This is a genomic window from Planococcus sp. TJ-302 (assembly GCF_058268455.1).
Genome location: NZ_JBZDOI010000001.1, coordinates 771,656 through 785,404 on the forward strand (window position 1 = coordinate 771,656; position 13,749 = coordinate 785,404).

The 13,749-nt window shown below is 41.6% G+C and carries 13 protein-coding genes; 4 read left to right on the plus strand and 9 right to left on the minus strand.

What is annotated here, in order from left to right; genetic code table 11:
• Positions 1 to 5: 5 nt before the first annotated feature.
• The gene (locus AC4EHB_RS04005; RefSeq protein WP_490981486.1) at positions 6 to 869 is read right to left on the minus strand and encodes an efflux RND transporter periplasmic adaptor subunit; all 864 of its coding nucleotides are present in this window, start codon (positions 867 to 869) and stop codon (positions 6 to 8) included.
• Positions 870 to 1,216: 347 nt separating this feature from the next.
• Positions 1,217 to 1,504 (minus strand): hypothetical protein, encoded by a 288-nt coding sequence (locus tag AC4EHB_RS04010; RefSeq protein WP_490974306.1) that lies wholly within the window; start codon positions 1,502 to 1,504, stop codon positions 1,217 to 1,219.
• Positions 1,505 to 1,928: 424 nt separating this feature from the next.
• Here AC4EHB_RS04010 and AC4EHB_RS04015 point away from each other — a divergent pair, with 424 nt between their 5' ends.
• Positions 1,929 to 3,023, plus strand: a complete 1,095-nt coding sequence (locus AC4EHB_RS04015; RefSeq protein WP_490974307.1) for an NAD(P)-dependent alcohol dehydrogenase — start codon at positions 1,929 to 1,931, stop codon at positions 3,021 to 3,023.
• A 146-nt stretch (positions 3,024 to 3,169) separates the two neighbouring features.
• Here the strand turns inward: AC4EHB_RS04015 and AC4EHB_RS04020 are convergent, their stop codons facing one another.
• The gene (locus AC4EHB_RS04020; RefSeq protein ID WP_490980738.1) at positions 3,170 to 3,568 is read right to left on the minus strand and encodes a RidA family protein; all 399 of its coding nucleotides are present in this window, start codon (positions 3,566 to 3,568) and stop codon (positions 3,170 to 3,172) included.
• A gap of 217 nt (positions 3,569 to 3,785) precedes the next feature.
• Entirely contained in the window at positions 3,786 to 4,037 is a 252-nt protein-coding gene (locus AC4EHB_RS04025; protein ID WP_490980739.1) for a hypothetical protein, read from the minus strand.
• An 866-nt stretch (positions 4,038 to 4,903) separates the two neighbouring features.
• Here AC4EHB_RS04025 and AC4EHB_RS04030 point away from each other — a divergent pair.
• Positions 4,904 to 5,422 carry a cysteine hydrolase family protein gene (locus AC4EHB_RS04030; RefSeq protein WP_490980740.1) on the plus strand — a complete coding sequence of 173 codons (519 nt, stop codon included), beginning with the start codon at positions 4,904 to 4,906 and terminating at the stop codon, positions 5,420 to 5,422.
• A gap of 351 nt (positions 5,423 to 5,773) precedes the next feature.
• On the opposite strand, the gene AC4EHB_RS04035 is transcribed toward AC4EHB_RS04030, so the two are convergent.
• From AC4EHB_RS04035 to AC4EHB_RS04045, 3 genes are read right to left on the minus strand one after another with little or no spacing between them, the layout of a single operon-like run.
• Positions 5,774 to 6,754: an NAD(P)H-dependent flavin oxidoreductase gene (locus AC4EHB_RS04035; RefSeq protein ID WP_490980741.1), complete on the minus strand. Its 981-nt coding sequence runs from the start codon at positions 6,752 to 6,754 to the stop codon at positions 5,774 to 5,776.
• Between the two features lie 29 nt (positions 6,755 to 6,783).
• Positions 6,784 to 7,911, minus strand: coding sequence for an NtaA/DmoA family FMN-dependent monooxygenase (locus AC4EHB_RS04040; protein WP_490980742.1), 1,128 nt, complete (start codon positions 7,909 to 7,911; stop codon positions 6,784 to 6,786).
• A gap of 30 nt (positions 7,912 to 7,941) precedes the next feature.
• Positions 7,942 to 8,976, minus strand: a complete 1,035-nt coding sequence (locus AC4EHB_RS04045) for an LLM class flavin-dependent oxidoreductase (protein WP_490980743.1) — start codon at positions 8,974 to 8,976, stop codon at positions 7,942 to 7,944.
• Between the two features lie 202 nt (positions 8,977 to 9,178).
• Between AC4EHB_RS04045 and AC4EHB_RS04050 the strand changes: the two genes are divergently transcribed.
• Together AC4EHB_RS04050 and AC4EHB_RS04055 are read left to right on the plus strand one after the other, a co-directional pair.
• Entirely contained in the window at positions 9,179 to 9,553 is a 375-nt protein-coding gene (locus AC4EHB_RS04050; RefSeq protein ID WP_490980744.1) for a winged helix-turn-helix transcriptional regulator, read from the plus strand.
• 262 nt (positions 9,554 to 9,815) lie between these two features.
• Positions 9,816 to 10,538 carry an NADPH-dependent F420 reductase gene (locus AC4EHB_RS04055; RefSeq protein WP_490980745.1) on the plus strand — a complete coding sequence of 241 codons (723 nt, stop codon included), beginning with the start codon at positions 9,816 to 9,818 and terminating at the stop codon, positions 10,536 to 10,538.
• A 269-nt stretch (positions 10,539 to 10,807) separates the two neighbouring features.
• On the opposite strand, the gene AC4EHB_RS04060 is transcribed toward AC4EHB_RS04055, so the two are convergent.
• Entirely contained in the window at positions 10,808 to 12,244 is a 1,437-nt protein-coding gene (locus AC4EHB_RS04060) for a DHA2 family efflux MFS transporter permease subunit (protein ID WP_490980746.1), read from the minus strand.
• Between the two features lie 166 nt (positions 12,245 to 12,410).
• On the minus strand, positions 12,411 to 13,748 hold the full coding sequence (locus tag AC4EHB_RS04065) for an NtaA/DmoA family FMN-dependent monooxygenase (RefSeq protein WP_490980747.1): 1,338 nt from the start codon (positions 13,746 to 13,748) through the stop codon (positions 12,411 to 12,413).
• Position 13,749 lies beyond the last annotated feature (1 nt).

The following is a 13,749-nucleotide window of genomic DNA, read 5'->3' on the forward strand; positions in this document are numbered from 1 at the left end:
ACTCCTCATCTCCTCCAGAAGAGCTGTTGCAATAGCCCTTCTTCGTCAACCGCGCGCATGACTTCATCGCCGGCTGATACACCGCTTGTCACTTCTACTCTCATGCCGTCATTGATGCCGGTCGTAATGGATTCTTCCCTAGGCTCCCCTTCCTCTGATGGCAGCAGCACATATGGCTGGTTCTCATTGTCAAAAAGAATCACTTCCATCGGCAGCGTAGTCACTTCGATTGCTTCTTCCTTAACAAGTTTTGCCTCTGTACTCATGCCTATCCGCAGTCCTTCATCGCTTTCAAGGTCAATCGCGGCAATAAAATAAGAAACACCATTTTCATTTCTTGCTTCTTTTGAAATAGCACTAATGGTCCCAGCTAGTTCTTTACCGAGTGCGTTGATGGCAACCTTAATTTCCTGATTGATTTTCAAATACTTGTGGCTATATTCATCAACCTTCACGTTGGCTTTAAAATTAACATAGTCCACTATTTTGATCATCTCGATGCCTGCAGGCACTTGGGCATTTTTCTGGATTCGAATTTGCGTAACTTCACCATTTATCGACGCTTTGATTTCTTCTCCTAACGATGTCACTAAAAGGACATCTCCCTTTTTAACTCTTTCACCATGTTTCACTTTAACTTCGCAGATTTCCATCGGTTTTTCACTTATCACAGTTTCTCTGTTTTTGGCGTCAATTGTTCCCGGAAAATTATGATATGTCGTGATATCTCCCGTTTCGGCGATTTCTGATTGAAAAGCTCCGGTTCCTTTTGGCATAAAAACAGCCGCTCCAGCAATCGCTGCAATGAGAATGCCTAAGGTGCTCCAAATCAACCATTTCCTCTTTTTACGCTTAGTCTTAGCAGCCATATTTTTCACCTCCATCCTTTGGTGCAATAACGCTTACTCATATGCAGAGTTCTTTCTGTATATGTAAAGGTTCGGCAAGGAAGATATCCTATGTCATGTCCCCCTTGAAGGAGATTACTGTTTATGTAAATATGATATTTTTTTATTATAAATAATAAATTAATACTATCATAAATATTTTCATTAATCAGTTTTTTCTATTTTATTTTTCTAATTGTTAAATCTAAATGTTGTTTAAAGATTCTTAGCTCTAGTTGACTCATTTGAATATTAATAATCACCGTTTTAAAAAAAGAATTAGAAAAGGCAGCCCCTAGAGGCTGCCTTTGATGACTAACTGGATGGAATTATAAATGAGTAGCTGGTACTGCCGCCAGCAAATCGTTTTTTGCCCGATTTACGAGGTTGTCAATCATTAAGTCTTCTTCCATATCAGAGCGTGAGTAATCAACATTTAACTTCATTTCTGATTCGCCTTGACATTCGATGGCTCTTATTTTGACTATCGACGTCTTATCTTTGAAAGTTTCATTATCGTTCCATCCTCGTATTTCTTTTTCCCAATAAGAATGTCCATTTTCTAAAATGCCCTGGCTAATTCTGTCATCAAGTTCAATATATTTATAGAATTTCATTCGTACACCTGCTTTCAAAATTTAAAATGAATCATATGATCTTTACGTAAAAAAAAAAAGAGAAATTTCTTTCTTAGTTTATAATACCCTTTTAATGTAAAATAACTCATATTTCTTGATGCATCAGCCAATCAAGAAAGCCTTACTTGCATAATTGTTGATGATGAGATGCTTCTTTCTTAATGAGCGAATTGAGAGAAGTCTATAATTTCAAAGTTATCTAAAGAAAAATTTGGTTTCTGCTTTGTCATTCATTTATTCGATAAGTCCGAGTAATTTAACTTCCCCTTAACTCAATTTTATAAATGAAAGTTTTTCACTTCTCGCTGCATGACGATTAACCCCAGTCATTTTTATTGTCATGTATAAATCGAAGATATTCGGGTAGTCAGTTAAGAAGATCAAATTATCGAGGAGGGTTTATATGAAAATACAAGCCGCCGTTACACACGGTTTAGGAGAAGAGTTTAAAGTGGAAGAAGTGGAACTGGGCGAACCGAAAGCGCATGAGGTGCTGGTGAAAATAGTAGCAGCTGGTGTTTGCCATACCGATGCTGTTGCAAGAGACTTGGGCTTGTCGCCCTTTCCTGTAGTCCTTGGACATGAAGGATCAGGAGTCGTTGAAAAAATAGGATCTGCAGTTACTACAATCCAAACTGGTGATCATGTTGTGCTGTCATTCGCTTATTGCGGCCAGTGTGAAAATTGCTTGACCGGCCATCCGACAGTTTGCCTGAAGTTCAATGATTTGAACTTTGGAGGTAAAATGCAGGACGGTACAAACCGCATCCATCAACACGACCATGCCGTTTCGACATTTTTCGGGCAATCGTCTTTCGGGACTTTCGCGGTTGCCAACGAACGGAATGTCGTCAAAGTTGACCCGGAAGTTGATTTAACGCTTCTCGGCCCACTCGGATGCGGCATTCAGACTGGCGCGGGCACGGTATTGAACCGGTTCAAGCCTGATTTCGGTTCTTCCATCGCAATTTATGGAAGCGGAGCTGTTGGATTGAGTGCTGTCATGGCAGCAAAGATAGCAGGCTGCCTGAACATTATTGCAGTTGATATTCACGATGATCGCCTAGAGCTGGCGAAAGAATTGGGTGCGACGCATACGCTTAACGGCAAAAATGTTGACGTCGTCGAAGAAATCAAAAAGATTACCAATGGCGGCTCACATTACGCAGTAGAGACAACTGGAGTTCCACCAGTCGTCAAACAAGCCATTCATGCCCTGCGCCCGCTCGGATCATGCGCGATTGTCGGTGTGACACCTGAAATTACGTTCGATGTCCATAATGACATCATGGCAGAAGGCAAAACAGTAATGGGGGTCATCGAAGGTGATTCGATTCCGCAAGTATTCATACCCCAGCTCGTGGCTTATTTCAAGCGCGGCTTGTTCCCGTTCGACAAACTTATCAAAGTATATGATTTTGATCAGATTAATGAAGCTTTCGAAGACTCCAAGAAAGGAATCACCATCAAGCCTATCGTAAAAATCGGACAAAAGTAAAAGCGTTATTTAATTAATATGTGTTCAGGCTGTAGTAAAACTCAGATTATTTGAGCAGAGCGACAGTCTTTTTTTTTTTTTGAAAATTGTATTTTGAATAAAAAACATCGTGCAGCTTGTTTGCTGCATGATGTTTCGCTTTCCATCTATGGTTTAGCTGCCCAGATTTCAATTTCCACCTTTATTTCCGGCAATCCTAACGCGTTAAGATAGCCGATTGTCATTGCCGGAAATCCATTGCCGAACAAATCGAACCATTCCTGATTCATCCATTTCCAATCGATTTTTTCTATTGCCCAGATGTTCACTTTGACAATATGTTCGGCTTTCAATTCTTCTGCAACTAAGATTGCTTTGATGTTTTCAAACGTGTTGCTGATTTGTCGGTTCATGTTCTCGGGGAAGTTGCCGTCCTCATCCATCCCGACTTGACCAGAAGCTACATATAATTCCGCATTTCTTGGAATTTTGGTGATATGCGTATAATTGCCGACTGGTTCTGGCATGGCCTTTGGATTTCTTCTTATTATTTTCCCGTTTCCCATTCAAACTGCCCCGCTTTCTGCTATCTTTCTTTTTGCTCATATAGTAAATATCTTTTAAAATACATCCTCATCAAATCTTCCTTCATATCTTCTGCTATTTGAATCTCGGTTTTCATTCCGAAGAGATTCGATAACTAAATCCTAAACGTATAATTACGATATAAAAGTATATATCATTGTAAAAAAATTTGATTCGTTCTATCTTAATGCTTTTTACTTATAACTTACTAAATTCTGCTCCAATTAATAAAAGATAAGCCATTCCTAACATTGCGATGTTTGATAAAGTTCCTATAAGAACATACCACAGGTCTCTAGATCCTAAAGCAAATCCTATCCCCAATAATGAAATTAAACCAATAATAATTGCATCGATTTCATCATCTATTGGTAAAAAAAAGAAAACTAAACTTGTTACTGCTGCTAGTATTGATAAATATCCTAACGTATTTCTTTTATTTTTCTTCATAATGATTGCCTCCACTTAATATAAAAAATGCTTACTTTTTTTATTCCTGTTTATCTTAATAGTTTTAGATTATCTATACTTTTTAAATGAGTTAAACCTGTCATTCTTTTAACTTGCAGATTATCATATTAAGTTGAATAGCCAACAGATAAAAATAGCTCAAATGGTCACAGTTGTTAACGCAGAATTAAAAGGAATCCAATATCAGTTGATTTGTATTTAAAGAGCGTGTAAAGAATAACAGCTATATAGATTAGACTTTTAAAAACAAAAAACCTAAAGTATATACTGATTCAAAGATATCTATTTCATTTTCCTCCTCTCCCCTGAATCTAATTCCAATAGATGGAAAATCCGTATTATTTAAAATAACGATACGGTTTCACAAAAAGTTTCCGAAGATTAATGTTAAAAAGAATAACTGTTTGCAAAAGTACATTTTCGCAGACAAAAAGGGAGAGAAGATGCGATTTGACCAGCCTCTTCTCTCCCTTAGTATTTTGCTATCTGTATAACTACTTCTACTTTTTCCTCATGTGTAAATTAATAATAATTTGAACCCGGTTTCTTTAATTGATGCTTTTTTGAAATTTGAAGAGTTCAGATGTCTCGATGTTTTAGTTAAGCTTTTGAACATGTAATAGCTTAAGATAGCAACCATCGTATTTAAAAGAATATTATCCATTTCAAATTGACCGACTCGAAGAACGCAGCACTTCTTTATCTAGCTGATTCAGGCTGCTGCATGAAGTTGCAAAAGCAATCCAGCCATATGTCTGTTTTTCATATTTTACAACAGCTACTATACAAGGGATTGTATCCTTTGTAAAATTAGATAAAGGAATAAATGAAGAGGAGACTGTCCGATGCGAAAAACGGCTTTATTAATCATTGATGCCCAAAACGAAATGTTCGACCAATCTAACCCTGTCTATCAAAGCGAACAATTACTCAAGAATCTGCAGTCTTTGATCAAAAAAGCGCGTTCAGCTGACGTTCCCGTCATTTATGTGCAGCATAACGACCCTGGCATTGTAAAAGGCACTGACTTCTGGCAAATTCATCAGTCAATCACTCCCGAAGAAGGAAATTTCATTGTCCAGAAATGGACGCCGGATTCATTTCATGAGACAAAACTGCTGGAGATATTGAAAAATAAAGGCGTCCAGAACCTCGTTATTGCAGGCAACCAGACTGAGTATTGCGTAGATGCGACAACTCGCAGTGCCAGCAACCTGGGATTTGATGTGACCCTTGCCAAAGACGCGCACGGTACTTGGGATTCCGAAGAGATGAGCGCTGAGCAAATCATCAACCATCATAATGGCATACTGTGCAATTTTGTCACACTTCAGGAAACGAATGACATCGAGTTTATAGAATAAATCCAGTTTAAAGAAAAACGCTCATTTTTATCTAAACCGTTTAGTTTTGAATCGCAAAAATGTAAATAGAAGCAATCGTCACATAACCAACATATTTAAAAAGAATATTTTTTTGAGATACTCTTTCCAGAAATGAATTTTTGGGAGGAGTATTTCTTGGAAAAGAAAAGAGAAAAAACTGTATTGAACAGAAGTGCAGCACCTCAAAAGTTAGTTTTTACTTAACTTTTTGGTTGCTGCATTTGTTTTTAGAGCACCCTCTTCTTTCCCCCTTACATGTAAACAGCTTCTGGTAATACACCATATGTTACCTTTCAACGATTTGATAGTTTAATCAGAAAGCAGATTTTTTCAGACAGAGATTTTTTCAGCTAGTGAATGAACAATTTCTTCAACCACTTCCTTGCATGTGAGGATTTGCTGGATACCTCCAGCTGCTTCAGACACACTGATGGTGCCATTAATCAAATCCCCATCCAGCATCCCTATCTTGAACCCTTCCCCGTAATAGTGATAGGCTTCTTCGGGTTTGCCTTGATTAATCAATTTCAGTGCCTTCTTCCCGGCTTCTGTCGGAATAGTTCTCAAGTTTCCAATCGCTGACTTGAATTCAATAAACTCTTCGCTTTGCACATTCAGAATCGCTTTTTTTGTTTCGACACTTGCGGGATTCTCCTCTGTTGCAATAAATCGAGTTCCCATATAAACAGCTTCTGCCCCCATGGAGAATGCTGCTTTTGCTCCTTGTCCATTCACGATGCCTCCAGCAGCTATCACTGGAATGTTCACAAGTGAAGTAATTTGAGGTACAAGAGAAAGTGTGCTGATTTTATAATCACTCATATGGCCCCCAGCCTCATAACCCGTCACAATAAGAGCATCCACTCCTGCTTTTTCAGCCTCCACCAGTTTGCCCGCTGTCGGACTTAAATCCCGGTAAACTACATTAATTCCCTGTTCTTTGAGGCGTTTCAGCTCCGGTTCGACGACGTTTTGCCCAATGGCAATGACATTCTTGATATCTTCTTTGATCAGTACTTTAAACACTGCATTTGTAAAGGGGTCTTCTGAAGCCCCACCCATCGGAAAGATGTAATTCACCGCAAATGGTTTTTTGGTCAGTGCCTTCACTTTACGGATTTCATTGGTTAAGCGATAAGCCATATCCTCTGCACTCGTTGCTTTTTCTGTCTGTCCGGCATTTGGGCCTAACACGCCCATCCCTCCGGCGTTTGAAACGGCCGCAACAAATTCGGCTGAAGTGACCCATGTCATGGCAGCTGAAATAACTGGATATTCGATTCCGAGTAATTCTGTGATACGATTTTTCATAATTGATTTCTCCCTTTGTTTTTGGCTATTTATTTAACGTACATATTTTTAGGATATGGCAGTTCTAAATTGCCTCGAAGCGTATTGTCTTCGTATTCCGTTCGGAAGATTCCCTTTTCCTGGAGAATCGGAACTACCAGTTCAATAAAGTCTTCAAAACCAGCCGGGTAATCTTGCCGGATGAGCAAGATGTCCATAATTCCAGCCTTGTACCACTGTTCAATTTGCTCGGCGACGTTTTCGGCAGATCCCATAAATTTTGGCCTTGGCAAGTGATGGCCCAAAGGCATCAACGATTCGATTTCGTTCAGTTTCTCCCTTGCTTCTTTTTCTGTTCTGCCGATGATGGGACTGTGGGAAGGCATCAACAGCAAATCGTCCGACGACCGCCCTTGATCCTTCACTCGCCTTTTCAGTTCCGCGGTATACGCCTTCAAGTAATCGACATTATCTCCCGGCGCCATGATAACTTCCGCATGCTTTGCTGCAATATCCATAAAATCAGAGGAAGTTCCAGCTTGCGAGATCACCGGCCGGCCTTGCCGCGAACGGCTTACGTTCAATGGCCCATCCACTGAAAAATAATTCCCTCGATAATTCAATGCATGCATTTTGCGGGGGTCATAAAATTCTCCTGTCGCTTTATTGCGGATAAACGCATCGTCTTCATAAGAATCCCAAAGTCCCTCTACAATTTCGAGAAACTCTTTTTTCATCGGATACAAATCCGATTTGCTGAAATGGGTCCGGCTGTAATTGGCCAAACCGCCGGAGTTGGACGTGACCGCATTCCATCCGGCACGTCCATTGCTGATTTTGTCGAGCGAGGCGATTTGTCTGGCGACTGTGAACGGGTCCGCATACGAAGTGGCGATGGTCGCCGCCAATCCGATCGAGTTCGTCACCATGCTCAATGCAGACAAGATGGACACCCCTTCAAACATGCTGAGGTAATGTGGAATCATGCCGGGGCCGATATGGCTGACATCCGCCAAAAAGATGGTATCGAATTTCGCATCTTCCAGCTGTTTGGCTTTTTCAACATAGTAATTGATGTTTTCGCTGGCATCGGCGGGCATGTCAGGATGGCTCCACCCCGTATAATTCCAGCCCACTCCATCGATGATGCCGCCAAGTTTCAGTTTTCGTTGATGCATGATTGTTTTCTCCCCCCGTTATTAAAGAAATTAGTTTTCCCAATCCAATTCGAATGCCTGTGCCAATAAGGTATGGCCTGTCATGCGGCTTTCCTGATCCGGATAAAAGTCGGCTACGATGATTTCATCGACTAAACTGGCTTTTGCAAGTTGCTGAAGATGCTCTTTCACCTGTTCTACGCTCCCGATCACAAAGCGTTCTTTGTTCATTTCTCTGGCTCTTGTTTCTTCTGGTGTATAAAAATGATTCTGGGCTTCTTTTGGTGTAGGAAGATTGAAGTTTGTGTTCCCTGTACTCATCTTCGCCCACACCAACTCTGCCGGTCCTGCTAAATAATTGGCCTCTTCTTCTGTCTCAGCTGTGATAACAATTGTCGCCAACATGCTTTTAGGTTCACTTAGATAGGCTGACGGTTTGAAGTTGTCGTGATATTCCCTTAGCAGCGGAACAGCCATTTGTGGGGCCAGATGAGCCGCAAAGACAAATCCTAAACCTTTTTCTAAAGCAAACTGCAGCCCACCTTCACTGGAACCGAGCATATACATAGCAGGCACTAATGATTGGTCTCCCGGCGGATTGATATGGCTAAACGGATGGTTCTGCTTAAAATCGCGGGCGAAAAATGAAAGGAGATGATCCAGTTGTTCTGGAAAATCATTTTTCCCTAACAACTCCCTGGACCTCAACAAGGCCCACATGGTCCAGCCATCCGTTCCGGAACTTCTACCGATTCCCAGGTCCACTCTTCCCGGGTACAACCCTTCCAGTAGCGTAAAATTCTCCATAACTTTCAATGGGCTATGATTCGGTAACATCACTCCACCAGCGCCTACCCGAATTCGTTTGGTGTGGGCTGCCGCATGCATACTCAGCATATCGGGTGAAGTACTCATTAAGGTAGTTGTATTGTGGTGCTCTGTAAACCAGTACCGGGTAAATCCTAGCCGGTCTGCTAATTGCACCATTTCCGTGATGTTTTGTAGACTTTGTTTGGCGTCGTTCCCTTTATAAATTTGCACAAAGTCCAAAATGGAAAGTTTAAGTGGTGTATGCCTCGTCTGCATTTTCATAACTCCTGTCTTATGTTATACTTTATTTAGCCTACTAAATATATTGCCGGCAAGTGCCTGAGCTTTTGATTACTATCCATTCTGTTGAATTTCATCGCCCGGTTTTAATCATACAAGTTTCTTTTATAGTTTGTGAAGAAGGCAATGTAAATGCACTGAGTACACCTATTTGTACCTTAGGAAGGGAGAAGACCTAATGAAAGTTTGCCGAGATGGATTTAATAAAAAGTTTATCGATGAAGAAAGCGAGATGCACGCAATTGCTTTTACTCAAAATGTGTTGTCAGGCCGCTGGAAGTATTTCATACTTTGGTATTTAAAGGATACGACACGCCGGTATTCGAACATCAAACAATTTCTTGAAGGTATTTCCCAAGGTTCGCTCACTAATCAACTTCGGGAACTGGAGCAAGACGGGATAATTAATCGGAAAGTATACCCAACTGTTCCACCAAAAGTAGAGTATAGCCTCACAGAAAAAGGATTAAAGTTACTTCCTGTCTTAGAGATGATGAAAGCTTTCGGAAAAGAATATATAGAAAAAACGGAAGATGCCGAATTTCAGAAATGACTTTCACCAGGATGCCGTTCCTGAATTCCCGTTCGTTTTGGTTAATAGCTATTTTCTAAGAGTAGTTTATCCACGCTAAACGGAAAATACGTGAACTTTCACATAATTATCCATCACATACTCCCTGCTATTAAAACACACTTGTGCGTAAGTAAATTTATTATTTACCAACGAAGTGGATAATATCATGCTGAGACGATTTGAAAGTTCCATAGCTGAGATCGAACCACAATCAAATAAAATCATATTAGGAGGAAAAATCATGAAATTTGGAATTATAGGCGCAGGACCAATAGGAGCAAGTATTTCTAATAAGCTAATTAAAAATGGACACGATGTTAAAATTGCCGATGCTCGGGACATTGAACATTTAGAAGGAAAGGATATTGCGGGAACACCCGTGAATATAGATGAGGTTATCACAAATATTGATGTTCTTTTACTATCTCTCCCACTCCATGTCATGCCAAGCATGCGTCACATCGTCGATCAAGTTGGAGATGAAGTCATTATTGCAGACACGTCCAATTATTATCCATTTAGAGACAATGAGATTGAGGAAATTGAAAACGGAATGGTTGAAAGTGTTTGGGTTTCAAAACAATTAGGAAGGCCGGTCATCAAAGCCTTTAGTAATCAGTTAGCTTATACGCTAGAGAATAAAGGAACCCCCGAAGGCACGACTGGCCGCATTGCCATGGCAATTGCCGGTGATAATCAAGCACAAAAACAATTGATTATCGATATAGTGAATGAGCTTGGCTTCGATGCAGTGGATAACGGCTCGTTGAGTGATTCTTGGAGAGAGCAGCCTGGAACTCCTGCTTACTGCACCGAATTGACAAAAGAAGAACTAATAGAAGCGTTGAAAAAGGCCGATAAAGAAAAAGCACCTGTTCTGCGGGACAAAGTAATGGAGAAGTTTTCAGCTGGAATGACGCATGAAGATATTGTGAGAATTAACCGGGAGACCTATAATTCCTAATTCAAGAAACTCCTATTGTTCGTTGAATTAATATTTTCAGTTAGACCGAAGCCATCGTATGCTAAAAATGAATCTATCAAAGAAGAGATACTTTCATTCATCCGTCAGAATGATGAAAGTGAAAATGAAGACCAGTAGCTTATAAAGTAGCTGCTGGTCTTCATTTTTTGTGTATTTTATTCATACAAAGTACTTCTCATACCAACTGACATGTATTTTTAGTTATATCTGTATTTCTTTTTTTAAAGAATCCTCGTGTTTCTAAAATATCAATGTGGCAAATTTATCACTTCGCGTCGGACTACGACACGACGGATGAAGAATCCTATGACCAGGCCAACCATTGCGACCACCACTGTAAACAAAAAGACGTTTTGCAATCCTGTAGCCATCGCATTGGCAATTTCAGCCGGCTGGGTCGGTGCGGCGGATCCATGTAAATAGTTCTCCATACCGCCCGTAAGAATGCTTACGGCTACCGCCGTTCCGATTGCACCGATAACCTGCTGCAACGTGTTCATGACAGCCGTGCCGTGAGGGTATAATTCTGGCGGCAGCTGATTCAATCCGTTCGTTTGAGAAGGCATCCAAATCATCGCGATCCCCACCATCAGCCCAATATGCAGCGCAACGATTAACGCGACTGAAGAAGTAGTGGATAGCGTAGTAAAAAACCATAACATAGTCGTAACGAGAATAAGACCCGGAATAACGAGCCACTTCGGCCCAAATTTGTCAAATAACCTTCCAATAATAGGAGAGAGAATCCCGTTTAGCACACTGCCGGGGAGAAGCATGAGTCCGGCAATAAATACGGACAGTCCTGCACCTGTCTGTAGGAACATCGGCAGAATTATCATACTCGACATAATAATCAACATCGACATCATCACCAGAAGCAGTCCAATAACGTACATCGGAAACTTGAAAACGCTTAGGTTCAACATTGGATCATTCATCCCGTTCTGACGCAGTACAAAGAAGAACAAAGCAACAAGACCAACGATGATGGATGTTACAACTACCATACTGCCCCAGCCCTCAGCACCTTCGCCTGCTTTACTGAAGCCAAAGACAACTCCACCGAACCCGATTGTTGACAGTAAGACCGATAGCAAATCGATCCGGGGTTTTGTCACTTCGGTCACGTTTTCCAAATACTTCAGCCCGATTAACAGACCGATGATCAGGAATGGCAACGAGAACCAAAAGATGAAATGCCATGTTAAGTATTCGATTAACAGACCACCTATTGTCGGCCCGGTTGCTGGAGCAAACATGATGACAAGTCCGACAAACCCCATGGCCGCCCCCCGCTTTTCCGGGGGATAGATCACCAATATGGTGTTGAACATGAGGGGAAGCAACAAGCCCATGCCTACTGCCTGCAAAACCCGAGCAACCATCAGCATCTCAAAATTGACCGCGAGTGCCGCAACTAATGTACCTGTGATTAAACTAATGAGTGCACCAATGAAAAGCTGCCTCGTTGTAAACATCTGCAGCAGTAAGCCACTTATCGGCATTAAAATACCGAGAGTTAACAAAAATCCGGTCGTTAGCCACTGTGCAGTTGCCGCCGAAATTTGGAACACATCCATTAAGTTCACCATTGCAATATTTAAAGCGGTCTCACTAAACATACCCACAAAACCGACGATCAGCAGCGATGCCAAGATGCCGCGCGTATTATATTGTTTCTTCATTTTTCTCTCTCCCAGTAACCTGATTAACTTAATAACGGTTTATTTTTTGTAAAGCATTGTTTCCTTAAATAATTAAGGAAGAATTGCTGCTTACTTCTTTCTTGATGAACCTCAATACTTATAGCCATTGAAGACAATGATTCATGAAAATCTTCTCTCCTGTAAATTACTTAATATCTGTATTTCCATACTGATAAGGAACACCCATATTCTCACGAAGCGTCTTCCCATCATATTCCTTGTGAAACAATCCACGTTCCTGCAAAATCGGAACAACCTGTTCCACAAAATCGGCAACTCCATCGTAGGCGATATCCGGCACAACCGAGAACCCGTCACAAGCGCCGGCCAAAAACCATTCTTCCAAGAAGTCAGCCACTTGCACTGCGGTACCGGCAACTACCGGATGGTAATTGATGACCCCGTGCGCCAGAACGTCCCGAATGGAGAGTCCTTTTTTCAATAGCTGTAAGGCTCTAGGAGAACGGGGATCCTGTGGATTGGCGTATGCACGCTTCAGCAAATCAGCTGGTAAAGGCTGATCAATATCCACCGAATTCATCGATAGCCGTAATCCAACCATGGAACCAAGGTAGCTGACCCGGCTTGGAATCTCCTCGGGGTTGAAACTCATTAGTTGTCTTCGCCGTTCCAACCCTTCTTCTTCAGTCGATCCTATGGAAAACATAAAACCGGCATACATCTTAATGTCATCCGGGTTTCTGCCAAAACGAGCCGCACTTTGCCGAAGCGCTTCCCTGTGTTCACGAGCAGACTTGATGTCATAGGGGTTTGCGTAGACACCTGAAGCGTACTTTCCGGCCAATTCCAACCCTTCAGCTCCTCCTCCAGCTTGAAAAATCACCGGCTGTCCTTGCTCCGATGGCGGGATTGGCAATGGGCCACGTGAAGCATAATAATGTCCTTTGAGATTAATCGGTTGAATTTTGTTCATGTCGGCGAATTTTCCGCCTTCCACATCTATTGTCAAAGCGTCCGGTTCCCAACTCCCCCATAATGCTTGAACAATTTGGATCGATTCATGGGCCATACCGTATCTTTCTTTGCGTCCGGCAACCTGTGCACCGAAATTTGCTGCTGCTGCTGGCAACGATGAAGTGACCGCGTTCCAGCCTACACGGCCATGACTAATCACATCCAACGCTTTGAACTGACGTGCTATATTATAGGGATAATTAAAAGTCGTTGATAGGGTGGCAACAAGACCGATTTGCTTCGTTTCTCTAGCTACAGCCATTAGCGCCAACATTGGGTCCATCGGGAACATTGGTGTCTGGGGACCTAGGTCGACGGTTAATGCCGGGGTATCTGCGATAAAAATCATCTGAAATTTTCCTTTTTCAGCTAATTTTGCACGCTCTACATAACTATCCATACTTGTATAAGCAGCCGGATCGGTGCCAGGCATTCTCCATGCGCTAAATTCAGCTCCGTATCCAGAAATCATTTGTAATGCCAGTTGCATTTCTTTTCGTTTTGTCATG